The sequence below is a fragment of the Carnobacterium divergens genome, from assembly GCF_900258435.1.
Taxonomy (GTDB): Bacteria; Bacillota; Bacilli; order Lactobacillales; family Carnobacteriaceae; genus Carnobacterium; species Carnobacterium divergens_A.
In genome coordinates, this window is the sequence record NZ_LT984411.1 from 18,549 (window position 1) to 33,377 (window position 14,829).

The 14,829-nt window shown below is 34.3% G+C and carries 17 protein-coding genes; all 17 read left to right on the plus strand.

Features of this window, described 5'->3' with window-relative positions; translation table 11 throughout:
• The first annotated feature begins 71 nt into the window (after nucleotides 1–71).
• The gene (locus CDIMF43_RS00135) at nucleotides 72–1,277 is read left to right on the plus strand and encodes a phage portal protein (protein ID WP_167554799.1); all 1,206 of its coding nucleotides are present in this window, start codon (nucleotides 72–74) and stop codon (nucleotides 1,275–1,277) included.
• Nucleotides 1,249–1,827 (plus strand): HK97 family phage prohead protease, encoded by a 579-nt coding sequence (locus CDIMF43_RS00140; RefSeq protein WP_109840851.1) that lies wholly within the window; start codon nucleotides 1,249–1,251, stop codon nucleotides 1,825–1,827. Before CDIMF43_RS00135 ends, CDIMF43_RS00140 begins: the two co-directional genes overlap by 29 nt.
• On the plus strand, nucleotides 1,820–3,178 hold the full coding sequence (locus CDIMF43_RS00145; RefSeq protein ID WP_109840852.1) for a phage major capsid protein: 1,359 nt from the start codon (nucleotides 1,820–1,822) through the stop codon (nucleotides 3,176–3,178). The genes CDIMF43_RS00140 and CDIMF43_RS00145 overlap by 8 nt, the downstream gene beginning before the upstream one ends.
• Nucleotides 3,179–3,180: 2 nt before the next feature.
• Nucleotides 3,181–3,441, plus strand: coding sequence for a head-tail connector protein (locus CDIMF43_RS00150; protein ID WP_109840853.1), 261 nt, complete (start codon nucleotides 3,181–3,183; stop codon nucleotides 3,439–3,441).
• Nucleotides 3,419–3,748 carry a phage head-tail joining protein gene (locus CDIMF43_RS00155; protein WP_109840854.1) on the plus strand — a complete coding sequence of 110 codons (330 nt, stop codon included), beginning with the start codon at nucleotides 3,419–3,421 and terminating at the stop codon, nucleotides 3,746–3,748. Before CDIMF43_RS00150 ends, CDIMF43_RS00155 begins: the two co-directional genes overlap by 23 nt.
• Nucleotides 3,738–4,076: a hypothetical protein gene (locus CDIMF43_RS00160; protein WP_109840855.1), complete on the plus strand. Its 339-nt coding sequence runs from the start codon at nucleotides 3,738–3,740 to the stop codon at nucleotides 4,074–4,076. Before CDIMF43_RS00155 ends, CDIMF43_RS00160 begins: the two co-directional genes overlap by 11 nt.
• Nucleotides 4,066–4,428 (plus strand): HK97-gp10 family putative phage morphogenesis protein, encoded by a 363-nt coding sequence (locus CDIMF43_RS00165; protein WP_109840856.1) that lies wholly within the window; start codon nucleotides 4,066–4,068, stop codon nucleotides 4,426–4,428. The genes CDIMF43_RS00160 and CDIMF43_RS00165 overlap by 11 nt, the downstream gene beginning before the upstream one ends.
• A 3-nt stretch (nucleotides 4,429–4,431) precedes the next feature.
• Nucleotides 4,432–5,079 carry a major tail protein gene (locus CDIMF43_RS00170; RefSeq protein WP_414022381.1) on the plus strand — a complete coding sequence of 216 codons (648 nt, stop codon included), beginning with the start codon at nucleotides 4,432–4,434 and terminating at the stop codon, nucleotides 5,077–5,079.
• Nucleotides 5,072–5,530: a hypothetical protein gene (locus CDIMF43_RS00175; RefSeq protein ID WP_109840858.1), complete on the plus strand. Its 459-nt coding sequence runs from the start codon at nucleotides 5,072–5,074 to the stop codon at nucleotides 5,528–5,530. The genes CDIMF43_RS00170 and CDIMF43_RS00175 overlap by 8 nt, the downstream gene beginning before the upstream one ends.
• A gap of 197 nt (nucleotides 5,531–5,727) precedes the next feature.
• Complete coding sequence (locus CDIMF43_RS00180; RefSeq protein ID WP_109840859.1) at nucleotides 5,728–7,977, plus strand: phage tail tape measure protein; 2,250 nt, start codon at nucleotides 5,728–5,730, stop codon at nucleotides 7,975–7,977.
• Nucleotides 7,978–8,688 (plus strand): phage tail protein, encoded by a 711-nt coding sequence (locus CDIMF43_RS00185; protein WP_109840860.1) that lies wholly within the window; start codon nucleotides 7,978–7,980, stop codon nucleotides 8,686–8,688.
• On the plus strand, nucleotides 8,685–11,297 hold the full coding sequence (locus CDIMF43_RS00190) for a phage tail tip lysozyme (RefSeq protein WP_414734753.1): 2,613 nt from the start codon (nucleotides 8,685–8,687) through the stop codon (nucleotides 11,295–11,297). Before CDIMF43_RS00185 ends, CDIMF43_RS00190 begins: the two co-directional genes overlap by 4 nt.
• Before the next feature lie 12 nt (nucleotides 11,298–11,309).
• Nucleotides 11,310–12,938: a BppU family phage baseplate upper protein gene (locus tag CDIMF43_RS00195; protein ID WP_109840862.1), complete on the plus strand. Its 1,629-nt coding sequence runs from the start codon at nucleotides 11,310–11,312 to the stop codon at nucleotides 12,936–12,938.
• 11 nt (nucleotides 12,939–12,949) lie between these two features.
• Nucleotides 12,950–13,237, plus strand: a complete 288-nt coding sequence (locus tag CDIMF43_RS00200; RefSeq protein WP_109840863.1) for a hypothetical protein — start codon at nucleotides 12,950–12,952, stop codon at nucleotides 13,235–13,237.
• The gene (locus CDIMF43_RS13855; protein WP_252850144.1) at nucleotides 13,227–13,361 is read left to right on the plus strand and encodes a CD1375 family protein; all 135 of its coding nucleotides are present in this window, start codon (nucleotides 13,227–13,229) and stop codon (nucleotides 13,359–13,361) included. The genes CDIMF43_RS00200 and CDIMF43_RS13855 overlap by 11 nt, the downstream gene beginning before the upstream one ends.
• Nucleotides 13,362–13,394: 33 nt before the next feature.
• Nucleotides 13,395–13,790 (plus strand): phage holin family protein, encoded by a 396-nt coding sequence (locus CDIMF43_RS00205; protein ID WP_109840864.1) that lies wholly within the window; start codon nucleotides 13,395–13,397, stop codon nucleotides 13,788–13,790.
• On the plus strand, nucleotides 13,790–14,596 hold the full coding sequence (locus CDIMF43_RS00210) for a glucosaminidase domain-containing protein (protein ID WP_109840865.1): 807 nt from the start codon (nucleotides 13,790–13,792) through the stop codon (nucleotides 14,594–14,596). The genes CDIMF43_RS00205 and CDIMF43_RS00210 overlap by 1 nt, the downstream gene beginning before the upstream one ends.
• Nucleotides 14,597–14,829: the final 233 nt, after the last annotated feature.

The following is a 14,829-nucleotide window of genomic DNA, read 5'->3' on the forward strand; positions in this document are numbered from 1 at the left end:
CAATAAATTATGGCCAAAAAAATTAATGTGTCAATAACCGAACAATAAATTTAGGGAGGAGGTGAAATTAATTGGGTTTACGAGATAGCTTCTCAAATTATTTAATGAAAAAAGTTGAACAACGTGGTTGGTTTGAAGATATGTTTGGAAATTCAATTCGATATAGTGGTCGCATTGTTAACGATGAATCTATTTTGGAATCAAGTGATGTTTATGAATTGATGCAAGATATTTCAAATCAAGTTGCCCTTGCTGAACCAGTTGTAATTGGTCCAGATGGCAACGAAGTTCCTAATCATTTTCTATTAAAAATATTGCGGAATCCAAATAATTATTTAACAGGTCATGAATTCGCAAAGTTGGAAACAAATGCTCTATTAATTAATGGTGAAAATTTTCCAATCTTAGATGGTGATAATTTACATTTAGCCACAAACGTTTATACCGAATTGGATGATAATTTAATTGAACATTTTAAAATAAATGGTCAAGCAGTGCCAGGGCATAAGATCCGACATGTAAAAAATATGGGAGTAAATGCACAACAAGGTGTGGGTATTTTACAGCTTGCAAAAAACACATTATCAGGCGTTATGAGCGCCGAAAAAGTTTTGACGGATAAATACACAAAAGGTGGTTTACTAGCTTTTATGCTTAAACTAGATGCCCACATAAACCCGTCTAATGGAGCGCAATCAAAACTAGTTAAAAAAATATTGAATCAGTTAGAATCCATTGATGATTCTAATTCTGTCAAGATGATTCCGCTTGGTAAAGGATACAATATTGACATTTTAAAAAGCCCTGTAGATGATGCAGTGATATTAAATTATTTGGGAGTATACAAAAAAGATTTAGGGAAATTTTTAGGAATCAACGTAGACACTTACCAATCATTGATGAAGAGTGACCTTGAAAAAGCGATGATGTATCTACACAACAAATCAATTAAACCAATATTAAAAAACAAGAGCGAGCATTACTCGGCTCTTTTTTTTGACCCAAAAAGTGGATATCGAGTGGAATGGAAAATCAATATCCTTGATTTTGTTCCTTATTCAGTTAAAACAAATATCGCATATAACATTGTTAGAACTGGTATTACAAGCCCAGATATTGTTGCTGATGAGTTTCTTGGATTGCCAAAACAAAATACACCACAATCACAAGCGATTTATATCTCAAATGATTTATCGAAAATCGGAGAGAAGAACGCTACGGATGATTCGTTGAAGGGAGGTGAAAATAATGCCAAAACAGATGATGCGGACGTTTGATATTTCAGAATTGAAAACACGTAGTTTAGAAGAAGGTTCTAATTCCATCACATTAGGTGGTTATGCTGCCATGTTCAATTCTCGAACAACTTTGTGGGAAGGGTTTGACGAAATTATTGTACCCAATGCATTTTCAAAGACGTTATCAGAACAAGGGGATGTCCGTTGTTTATTTAATCACGATTGGTCTAAAGTTCTTGGTCGTACAAAGTCTGGAACGTTAAGACTATTTGAAGATGAACGTGGTTTGAAGTTTGAAGTAGATATTCCGAATAATTCATATGCCAATGACTTAGTTGAATCGATGGAACGTGGTGACATCAATCAATGTAGCTTTGGTTTTTTTATTACAAAAGAAGAACTTGATTGGGATTCTGACCCAGTATTGCGAACCATTTTAGAAGTTGAATTATATGAGGTTTCGATTGTATCGATTCCAGCTTATGACGATACAGAAGCGGCAGTAATGCGTGGGAAACAAGATAAAAATGCAATTGAAACACGATTAAAACTAATAAAAAAAATTAAGGGAGTTTTGCCAAATGAATAAAAAATTATTAGCACAAATGAAAGCTCGTAGCGAAAAACGACTAGGAGAATTACGTACTAAATTAGAAAAAAATGAAATTCGTGAAGATGACATTGCAGCAGTTGAAGAAGAAGTGACAACATTAGTAGAGGAAGTTCAAGCATTGGCAGATGAAATTGCTAATTTGGATGATACTACTGATGATAATGAAGACACGACTACCGAAGATAATACAACAGATGAAAACGATGATGCAACACGTGATGATGAAAATGATTCAGCTGAAAATCGTTCTGGAATGTTAACGCCTGAACAACGTAGTCGCATTAATGCAAACATTGCAGAAGGTTTAAATGCTCGTGGTCATCAAAGAGATGAAAATAAAAATAAACAAATACGTTCAGCGTTTGCAAAATTTGTTGTGGGTCAAATTGATGAAACAGAAGCTCGTTCACTTGGTATCGTAACTGGTAACGGTTCGGTAACTGTTCCAGAAATTATTGCTAGTGAAATCATTACCTATGCACAAGAAGAAAATTTATTACGAAAATACGGCACTGTTGTAAAAACTGCTGGGGATGTTAAGTATCCATTCCTAGTTAAAAAAGCAGAGGCAAACGTTAATAAAAAAGAACGTGGTGCTGAAATTAAAGAGACTGATATCGAATTTGATGAAGTTGCTCTTGATCCAGCTGAATTTGATGCATTGGCAACTGTTACAAAAAAATTATTAAAAATGACTGGCGCACCTATTGAAGATATCGTAATCGAAGAATTGAAAAAAGCTTACGTGCGTAAAGAAATTAACTACATGTTTAATGGTGATGATTCAGGAAATGAAAACCCAGGAGCATTAGCTAAAAAAGCAGTTGAATTTACACCGTCAATTGCAGTAGATTTAACAGCTGCAGATGCAGGACAAAAAATGTATGATGCATTGATTGAATTCAAAAACACACCAGTTACAGAAGTAATGAAAAAAGGTCGTTTTATCATTAATCGTGCTGCTTTAACTGTAATTGAAAAAATGAAAACAACCGATGGGTTCCCATTATTACGTCCTATGACACAAGCGGAAAGTGGTATTGGTGGAACATTAGTTGGTTATCCAGTTGAATTTACTGATGCAGCAGATAAAAAGGGCGAACCAGATACGCCAATCTTATACTTTGGTGATTTTTCAGCATTTAAAATTCAAGATGTCATTGGTGCTATGGAAATTCAAAAATTAATTGAGAAATTTAGCGGAACAAATAAAGTTGGTTTCCAAATCTACAATTTATTAGATGGTCAATTGATTTATTCACCGTTTGAACCAGCTGTTTACAAATATGAAATTAAAAAAGTAACGCCACCATCTGGCGGTGAATAATTATGGATAACTTAGTTAAGAAACTAAAATCCCATATTCAATTTGAAGAAGGCATGGATGATTCTATGCTTTCTTTTTATCTTGAACAAGGTCAAAAATATGTGCAAAAAGCAACTGGTAAACAAAGTGAATACTTGGTTATCATGTGTGCTGGTATTTTTTATGACTATCGAGTTGCAGAAAAAGAACTTGATGAAGCTTTAAATGCAATGACACCATTTTTTATTTTGGAGGTATACGATGCCGAAGAGACTGACGAATAAAAAGAAATGGAAAGCTGATTTATTAATTTTAAATGATGATGAAGTGGATGAAGATGACCGTCCAATTATTGCATATAAATTTAAGAGAGTAGTTTTTTATAACTCTTTGGGTATTACATCAACTGAAAAATATCAATCGAGACAAGATAAGCGTGAGGTTGTTAAACGAATCAAAATATCAATGGATCGTTCGATTACAGAAACGAGAAATAGAATTAAAATTTTAGACGTTGTTTATCAAATTACACGTATATTTTGGAATGAAGATGACCACGAAATGGAGTTGAGCTTGGCACATGTCGATTAATTTAAAAGAGTTGGTTTCTATTCTGAAAAAAACACCCTACAAAGTCTATCGGGATTATGCTCCTACAACTGCTGTTTATCCCTATATTGTTTATTCATTTATTGGTGAGTCAGAAAAAAGAGCCAGTAATCGAATATTTAGGTCATTACCGCTGTATCAAATTTCTTTATTTACCAGTGGAAAAGAAAATGATTTGAAACCAATACGTTCAATATTAAATGAATATTGTATCCCTTTTAGTCCGTTTGGTTCAATCCAAGGTGATGAAAATGATGCGACTATTACAAATTTTTATACAAATGTGAGGTGTGTTGAAAATGCCGACTAATCAGAATGGATTTGAGGAAATGTCTGGAAAACTTGGAGAATTAGCAAAGGTATCGAAAAAAGTAACTCTTGAATCTTTAGAAGAAGCTGCAAATTTTTATGTTTCCAAGTTACTTCCTGTAATTCCTAAATCATTGTTAAAGAAAAAACACATGATAGATCACATCAAGGTAACCCTTGAAAATGAACAAGTGACGGTCACTTTTGAAGGGACTGCTTTTTATTGGAGGTTTGCTGAAAATGGAACGAAACAACAAAAAGCACAACACTTTGCAGCGAGTACATGGGAACAAAATCAAAAACAAATTGAAAATATTATGACTGAAAAAATTATTAAGGAAATGGAAGGGTGATTATTGATGAGTAACAAAGTTCTTTATTTTGAGGGAATTGATGATATTTTAATTAATTTCATGACAACGCCTGATACACCGACAAGTGCGCCAGTTTATGATAAAGAAATTTATCGTTTGCCGATTGCTACTAAATTAGGTGTTAAAGGAAATGGTTCAGTTTTAGAAAAATGGGCATCAAGTAAATTATTTAGACGAGTTGGACGTCAAACTAAACATGAATTGTCATTAGATCACGTAGGTATGCCTATTGAAATATTAGATAAAATGAATGATTTAATCGCTACAAAAGGTGTTGTATTTAATACAAGTAAAGCTAAGGAACTTCCTTACTTTGCTTTTGGATTTGTTGGAAGAATTGAAGGTGGCGAGCGGATGGCTGTATGGTATCCAAAAGTTCAGTTGTCGAATACAGTTGATTCTGAATATACTACAGCCGAAGAGGAAACCGAAATTAAAGATGTAAGTGCAGCATTTGTGGCGGTTGGATTACTTTATAATGATGTTATTAATTCGGCTTTTGATTCAACACGTGAAAGTGCTAATCTAATCACACTAGAAAAATTTATTACAACTCCAATTTTTGAAGAAGCACAATTAGAAGAAGTGCCACCAACTGGGAAACTTAAGGAGGACAAGAAAAATGGCTAAATTATCTGATTACGGTATAAAATTAGATGATATTGATTCGAGTGAAAAAGTAAAAATTCGTGGTCAATTTTTCCCTGTAGATTTTCATATGGAATCTATGGAATATATTGCGGATGTGTATGATGATGATTATTCAAAATTTGAAAAAGATACAAACGATATGCTAAAACGTTTAGATGGCGAATTAACTTCAAGTAAATTAACTGCTAATGATCTAAAAATTATGCGTAGTTTAATATTCGCAATGCTGAAAACAGGTGGATTAGAAGAAGACTGTGAGACAGTTAGCAAATTGGTTGGAGTTGGTAATGATATGCTTGAAATATATTCAGTTTGTATGAAAATTTTCTCAAATAATAATTTCCAAGTTGGTGACCTAAAAAAATCCAAGAAGCCACAAGATTTTCAGAGAAGCAACAAAAAAAATCAAATCAAGAATCCCAAGAAGTAGGTACTCCTTGGGATTTTTATTTATATGTTGCAATAACCTTGTTAGGTTGGGATGTTGATTTTTTATTAAAATCAACTCCAAACTTGTGGCTTAAAAGTTATATCCATTGGCTAAATGCTAATACCGATTTTAATGACAAACAACCAGAAACAATGTCGATAAGTCAAAGTCCTTTTTGGTAAAAGTGAGGTGAGAAAATGGGAAAAAAAGAATCAGATGTAGTCCTTAATTTTAAGATGGACGGTCAAGTACAATATGCAACTACCCTAAAAGAAATCAACGGAGTAATGAACACTGCTGCCAAAGAGTATAAAACTCAAATTTCAGCAATGGGGCAAGATGCAAGCGAAACTGCTAAGTTAACTGCAGCTAAAAAGAAACTTGAAATACAACTCGAAGGTGCTGAAAAACGTACTGAAATGTTGCGGAAAGAATACGAGGAATCTGTAAAAGAAACTGGTGAATATTCAAAAGAATCTCAAAAACTTTATAAAGCTTTACTCGATAGTGAAACAGGAGAGAATAAGTTAAAAAGTGCTTTAGAGGACACGAACGAAGCCTTGAAAAAACAAGGTGATGTTTCTGTTTCAACAGCTGAAAAAATTAAAAAAATTGAAGAAGCTGGCGAAAAAGTAAAAGGTGTAGGTAAAGGGATGTCAGTGGCTCTAACTGCTCCTATATTAGCAATAGGAGCAGCCTCATTGTCTGCATTTAAAGAGTTAGATAATTCACTAGACAGTATAACTACAGCGACAGGTGCCAGAGGAGATCAATTAGATTCGTTACAAGAAAGTTTTAAAAATGTAGTTAACGTAATTCCTGCCGAGATGGAGGATATATCTACTGGAATTGGGGAAGTTAATACTCAATTTGGGTTAATGGGAGATGAACTAGAAGGAACTACTGAACGAATGCTTAAGTTTTCTGAAATTAATGAATCTGATGTATCTCAATCTACAATTAATGCAAAAAAATCTGTAGATTTGTTCAGATTATCGGTAAAAGACGTTCCAATGGTACTAGACGTTATGAGTAAAACAAGTCAAGATACTGGTGTAAGTGTGGATCAATTATTTGATGCTGTAAATAAAGGGGCACCTCAACTTAAAAATATGGGGTTAGGTTTTGCAGAATCAACTACATTAATTGGTCAAATGGAAAAAGCAGGTATTGATTCTGCTGGTGCTATTGGATATTTAGCTAAGGCTAATGTTAATTATGCTAAAGATGGTAAAACGATGCAGGATGGCTTGAATGGTACGATAGAATCTATTAGAAGTGCAACTAATGAACAGGATAAGTTAACTGTGGCTAGTGAAGTATTTGGAGCAAAAGCAGCGCCTAAAATGGTTGAAGCTATTGATAGTGGTGCATTAAGTATGGATGGATTAGGTAATTCAGCAGCTAATGCTGCTGGTACTGTGGACCAAACATTTACCGCTATTTTAGACCCTATCGACCAGGCAAAACTAGCTCAAAATCAAATGAAAGTAGGGATGGGAGAGTTAGGTGAACAGGTTCAAATAGCTCTTTTACCTACATTTGAAGCTGCGAGTAAGGCTATATCATCTTTGACTGAATGGTTTCGTGGATTATCTGATGAACAGAAACAAACAATTGTTAAAGTTGCTGGAATAATTGCAGCAGTGGGTCCTTTATTGGTAGTTTTAGGAACTGTTATGGGTAGTGTCACTAAAATTATTACAGGCGTTAAAATGCTTGGAACTGTTTTAGGATTCCTAACTAGTCCATTTGGTTTAATAGTAATTGCTATCGCTGCATTTATCGCTGGATTAGTTTGGGCGTATAATAATGTAGAATGGTTTAGAGATGGAGTTAATAGTGCATTTAGTTGGATTGGTGATTTTGCAAGTAAAATATTTACATCAATGATGGATTTAATTGGGAGCAAAATTGATGGAATAAAGCAATATTTTGGAGGTTTAATAGACTTTTTAACGGGTGTATTTACAGGTAATTGGTCTAAAGCTTGGGATGGAATTAAAGATATTTTTCAAGGCGTAATGAAGATGTTACCAAACGGAATGAAAGCTCCGATTAATGCGATGATTGGTATGATTAATGGTTTCATTGGTGGTCTTAGTAAAATAAAAATTCCAAAATGGGTACCTGGCATCGGTGGCAAAGGTTTTAGTATTCCGCAAATTCCAATGTTGGCAAGTGGTGGACACTTATTAAATGGTCAGGCGATTGTTGGTGAAGCGGGTCCTGAGTTATTGAGTAACCGAGGTGGTAAAACTACCGTAACACCTTTAAATGAGAATGAAAAGAAAAAAGGAATCACTGGAAAATTAGAAGGCGGAACAGTTGAACAACATATTCATATTGGGGCTGTAAATACGAACTCAATGAATGAAGTTGACCGCTTAAATCGAAATATCGCAAAGGCTTCTAAAAAATCAAGATTTGCTTTAGGAGGTGCTTAAATGTTAGGTCACTATACACCTTTTATTATCTGGAATGGATACAATTCATTAATTGATTTGCATGCGGTCATAGAGGACGAACTAGCCGAAATGATGGCAAATGAACGTGTTGAAGTCATAAAGTTGAGAGGTCGTAATGGATCGTTACATCAAAGCTTAGGAGACTATGATTCTTTTGATTATTCAATTGAAATGAGTATTCCCTATGAAAAAATTCATAGCTTTAAAAAAATCTTTAGAGGTTCTGGAAAATTAATTACTCATAATGATGTGGATAAATACAGACTTGCGCGAGTTGTCATGAGTAAACCAATTGAATTTGAAAATGAATGGGGAGTATTTTATAAATTTGAGGTTAATTTTGATTGTCAGCCTTTTAGATATAAGGTTGTTGAAAATACTTCCTTATTGAATAAAGGAGAAAATACTATTATAAATCCTGGTGATATCCCTTCTTATCCTTATTTTGAGTTTATGAGTAGTGGTGGTGATATCACGATTGAAATAGAAAATAATATTTTTACATTGTTAAATACGCAAGCTGGACTTATCACTTTGGATAGTGAAAAGGGTCTGGCTATTTTTGACGGTTCAATTGTGAAAACTCGTGGAACTTATAACGGATTAAAGTTAAATCCAGGAAAGAATTTAATTACGATTGATGGAAACATAAAAAGCGCAACGATAGTAAAAAGGAGTGCATGGTTGTGAATCATATTTATTTATATGAAGAAGTAGAAACGGATTTCAATCATAATGGGATCACTTTGATTGATTTTGAAGATGAACCAGTTATAAAACGTGTCATTAACAACGAATTCACCTTCAATGGTATATATTCATTAATTGGTCAAAATGCGAAGTACATTAAAAATGGTGGGATTATTAAGGCTTATTGCCCAGACCGTAGTTGGCAATTATTTAGAATATTGTTAGCAGAAAAAACACTGACAACCATAGAAATTTTTGCCTTTCATATCTGTTACGATGCAAAACGAAATTTTATTGAATCTTTTTTTGAAAGTAACGGAAGTGGTGCTAAAATCATGAGTGGTTTGGAGCAATCATTAGCGTTTGAACAACGTTTTAACTACTCTTCTGATATTATTACCAATCATCAGTTTACCGCTAAGGAAGGCAATCCTATTGACATTCTGATAGGTTCTAACAATGGAGGACAGAACTTAACTGGCGTAACTGGTGGCGAACTGGATATGGATAATTTCAATTTATCTTTAAAAAAACAACTTGGATCAGATCGTGGGTTTAGAGTTGATTTTGGAATCAATTTAGATTCAATTAAAGAAACTACAGACCACCAAAGTATCGTCAATAGTTTGTATCTTATTGGCGCAGTTCCAGAAGGTTCCGATTACGAAGGTGAACAAGACCCGATTGTATATAAGTATTTAGAAGTTGAAGGGACAACAAATAAAAATCGAATCATTGGAACGAGAACAAACTCAGATTGTAAGAACCTTGATGAACTGAAGAAGTGGGGACAAGATTTATTTGATAAAAGTAAAATTCACTTACCACGTATCACTCATGAGATTTCTATTATTGATTTAGCTAAAACAGAAGAATATAAAGAATTTAGTAATTTAGTAGAATTACAAATCGGTGATACAATTCATGTCTCAATTGATGGCTTTGATGATATTGAGGAACGAATGATTGAATATAATTTCTTTCCACGTTTGGCTCAATATAAGGACATGGTACTTGGCAATGATTTGGAAATGTACTCTAATACTGTCAATTCGCAAGTTAATGACGTTCTTAAAAATTTAAAAGAGACGTCCAATATTTTAACAGACAAAATTATCAATGCCACCAATCAAATCACTGGATCAGTTGGCGGATATGTAAGATTTAGACCGAAAAATAAACCTTCTGAAATCCTTATCATGGATACTGAAAATGTTAATACTGCAAAAAATGTATGGCGTTGGAATCTAGGTGGATTAGGTCATTCTAAAAACGGTGTAAATGGTCCATATGAAGTTGCTATGACTGCAGACGGTCAAATTGTGGCTACAGTTGTCACTGCTGGAAGGTTTAACGCTGAAATGTTACGTGTTGGATTTAATGGTATTGGTGATACTTTAGAACTAGTAAACAATGCATTAGTAATAAAAAATGCTGGCACTCGAATTATGGAATTAACAAAGCAAGGGATGCAGTTTTGGAAAGGAAATACCTCACTTGGTCGAATGGGTACAAGTGGCTATCAATTTGATTGGGTTGCTGGTAGTGAAGCTTATACGGATAAATCAATCTTTATTAATCTTGAAGCTGCAGGAGAGATTATTCAAATTTCCCCAGCTCCTAATTTCGGGATGCAGTTTAGTAAGAATGGAAATATTGATTCAAAAGGCGACTGGTCACATGCTGGAAATATAGGAATTCAAGGTAATCTAATTGTTAACGGTAAACCAGTCATTCCTGGTACTGGTGGTGAAGTTCCTCCTGGGCTAACTACTGAACAGGAAAAGAATGCATGGTCAATTTGGACGTTCTTTAAACAACGTGGATGGACTGAACAATCAATTGCTGGGATGTTGGGTAACATGGAGACTGAAAGTGGTATCAGACCAGATATTGATGAAATAGGTGGAGGTACTGGTTATGGTCTTGTACAGTGGACCCCTAAATCTAAATTAGTCAATTGGGCGAATGCTAATGGCTTAGATTACAGAACACTTGATACTCAATGTAAGAGAATTCAATGGGAAGTTGAAAACAATCAACAATGGATTGCAATTTCACCGTATTACTATTCATTTAGAGAATTCACTCAAAAAACATCTATTAGTGAATGTGCATTGGCATTTATTAAGTGCTACGAGCGACCAGGAGACCCAAATCAACCGATTCGTGTAACACAAGCTCAACGTTGGTACGATAAGTTAAGAAGTAAATCACGATCAAAGAGATCAGCAAGAATTGGTTATGGATTGCCACTAGTTGATGGATTTTATATATCACAACATTACTCATTAGACCATGAAGCAATTGATTTAACCGATGAGTTAGGTGTTCCAGTGTTTTCGGTACAAGATGGCTATGTTCTTAAATCCGATTTTAAAGATGATTTAGGGGAGTATGTCGTTATTGCACATGAAGATGGTAACCAAACAACATACGCTCATTTAAACAAAAGATTTGTCAATAAAGGGGATAAAGTTGCTAGAGGTCAACAAATTGGAGAACTTGGAAATACTGGTAATTCTGATGGAGCGCATTTACATTTTTCTCTGAAAAATAAGGATGGTTTTAACCAGGACCCATCTGGATATCTCAATTTAAATGAATAAAGGAGGTAAAACATGACAACATATAAACTCAATTTAAGCACAACTGAACCGAATAATGACGTTGGGTTAATCAAAATACGCCAAGATGATACGATGACCCAACAGTTATCCGTAACGGTATACGAACATGACAAATTAGTTGATTTGACAGGCTATGATATTTATTTAAATAGTAAAATGCCGAACCAGTCAACTGTTAGGGATAAAGTGACTGATTTAATCAATCCTAAAAATGGTCATTTTTCTTATACTTTGATTGATAGCTTTTGGCAATGTCTAGGTGACATTTCACTATGGTTTAGCTTTGAAATTAATGGTACTCGTGATAGTACAGCAAACTTTGAGTATCGTGTGATTCAAGGTCATTGTAAAGAAGTAAATCAAGGAAATTATATTTGGGAGTTTGAAGAACTTAAACGTAAACTCGAAGAAATGGGACTAAATTTAGCCAATGACTACAAAGATTTCAAAGAACGACTAGACGTACTTCTAGAAATGTTCAAAGCCATGAACACATACAGCAAAGAAGAAATAGACCGTATGCTTATTAAACTGATAGCTGGCGAAAAAATAAGCGCTACGTTTACGATGGATTATAAAGATAAAGTAGTTGGGTCATTAGTTGAAAATCCTAATATAGCGTATCGTACGCCATATAGCGGTGTTGGATTAATAGATTTAATTGATCCAAATACATTAAAAGGTACGTTAGAATTAGACGCAGGACTGTATAAGAATATCAGTTATAAAGATGATGTCATTACAACAATTACAATAAATTCAGGTAATTACAGTAGTCAAATGTTATTTAAATATAACGTCTTAGAAGATTTTAAACGTAAACTTTCTAACTTTGATATTGATGTTAATAAGTTTAATGGGTATATACGTGCGATATCAATATCAACGCATACAAGAGGGAGAAACAGCGCAGGAAATAAAGCAAGTTTTAAGGTATTCGTAAACAGTGGTTGGACTGGGTCTGAAACAAACGTAACCGATAAAACAAAAGAACTTAAATATAATCAATTAAACGCAAGTATTGCTCAAAAATATATTCAAAATGACGGCTATGCATATGCGCTTGTTTATGCTGAACCTTCAGACGGAAAAACAGCTAGTGCGATTTATATTGACTATGCAAGTTTAGAATACACAGTCGAATTATCGCTAAGAGATATTTTTGCAACTAAAGAAGAATTGGATATCTTTAAAAAAGCTGTAGAAACACAAATGGAAGTAACCAAAAATGAAATTAAGAAAGATATTGATGACTTTAAAAAATACACTAATACTGAATTAGCAAAAAAACAAGATAAAATTACAGATAGCGGTTTGATAAAAGCCACATTAACAGGTGGAGCAATTAACAACAACGATGATCCAGTATACTATCGAAAAGTGAACAATCTAGTTATTATAAGTGGATATTTAAGAGTTCCAGAAGGTGGAGGGGCTGTAATTTGGACGCCACCACCAGGATATGCACCGAAATATCAATCGCTAGTTAGGGTAACTTTCTCAAATTCAGACACAACTCGGACTGCCATTGTACGTTTTTGGGGTGGGAAAATGTTATCAGTATATAATAATTCATCTGGTGATTATTGCTACATTGAAGCTATATATTACGTGGATTAGGAGGTCAAAATATGAAGGAAATCTATAAAGTTGAAAAAATAGGATTTTCAGAAACACAGCTAGTTGAAGATGATGTTTCATGTGAGAGACCGTGGACTGATATTCAACCGCCACAACCTTGTTGGAAACCCAAGTTCAGTTTCAGAACAAATCAATGGACGGAAACAGCAACAGAAGCAGAGATGAATCCGCCTTTTGAAAATGAACAAACAGAAAAAGACAGAGTGGAAAGTTTAGAAAATACGGTTTTAGAATTAGCAGATTTAATTCTTTCTGGTGGTGAGACAAATGTTGAATAATTTGATTGAACTCTATGCGGATCATGTGATTAGTGGAAAGCGTACGATTGAACAAGTACCATTGCCAATTAGAGAGAAAGTAAAGAAAATAGTTGAAGAAAACAAAGAAGCTGCTAAACAGTAGCTTCTTTTAATTTTATGAAAAGAGGGTCATCAAATGCAATTTATCAATCACTTACTAGAATTTATTTTTAAAGGAGGAAGTCCCGTTATGTCATTGTATTTAACAGCTTTACTATTAGATTTAGTCACTGGTTATATCAAAGCTCTAAAAGACCACAACTGGCGTTCAGCATTAAATATCGAAGGATTACTAATTAAGTTCGTAACCTTCTTTACAATTATTGCTGCTGGAATCATTGATGATCTAGCACCACTAATGAGTATTAGCATTCCAATTAATATCGCTTTTTGGTGGACGATTATTTTAACCATCTATGAGTTGGGAAGCATTTTAGAAAATATGGGTGAAATGGGTGTAAACATTGGATTCTTAAAAAAATATCTAGGAATCTTGCAAGATACTATTGAAAACAAGGAGGATGAAAAATAATGAGTAATGCAACTAATTTTTTAAATCAAATCAAACCAGGGTGTTTATCTTTATGGAAATTGTACGGTATTTTGCCAAGTGTTGCAGCAGCGCAAGCAGCGCTTGAAAGTGGATGGGGAAGTAGTTCACTAGCATCGAAATACAATAATCTATTCGGTATTAAAGGCGCCGGCGTTTCATTGCCAACCACAGAATATTACGATGGCAAAACGCCTATCGGCATTGTAGATAGCTTCCGAGTGTATCCGAACTGGAATACATCTATTTTAGACTACGGCGGTTTTTTGACTAACTATGGAAACAAACCTAATCGTTATGATGGAGCTTTGGGACTAAAAGACCCTAACGCACAAATTACAGCTATCTGGCGTGCTGGCTATGCCACAGACCCAAACTATGTAGGCAAAATCATGTCAACAATCAACGCAAACAGTTTGACTGCTTGGGATACAGAAGTATTAGGTGGAAGTCCAGCACCAGCACCACAGCCCACACCTCAACCATCAAATGGAACTTATACCGTCCAATCAGGCGATGCATTAAGTTTAATTGCTCAAAAGTTTGGAATGGCCACAAGTCAACTTGCTAGTATGAACAATATCAGTAATCCAAACTTGATTTATCCAGGACAAGTTTTGCAAGTATCTGGTAGTGGTAACTCAACAGGTGGATCATATACAGTTAAATCTGGTGATGTTTTAAGTATCATCGCTCAAAACTTAGGTGTCAGCACCCAACATCTTGTTAATTCAAATGGGATTAGCAATCCAAACTTAATCTATCCAGGTCAAGTTCTTAAATATTAAAAATAAGCCTTACTCTTAATCGAGTAGGGCTTATTTTTTTTGATTATGTATTTAATATACCGCCACATTATTTTGTATTTCCCTCACAAATATCCCCACAAACTAATACTTTTTAATACTTTTCTACACTTTATAAATAAAAAGCAAAAAGCCATCAAACCCTTTTATAATAAGGATTTGACGACTTTTGACATCACTCTACATGAGCTAATTCAATTAACGGTTGTAGAATT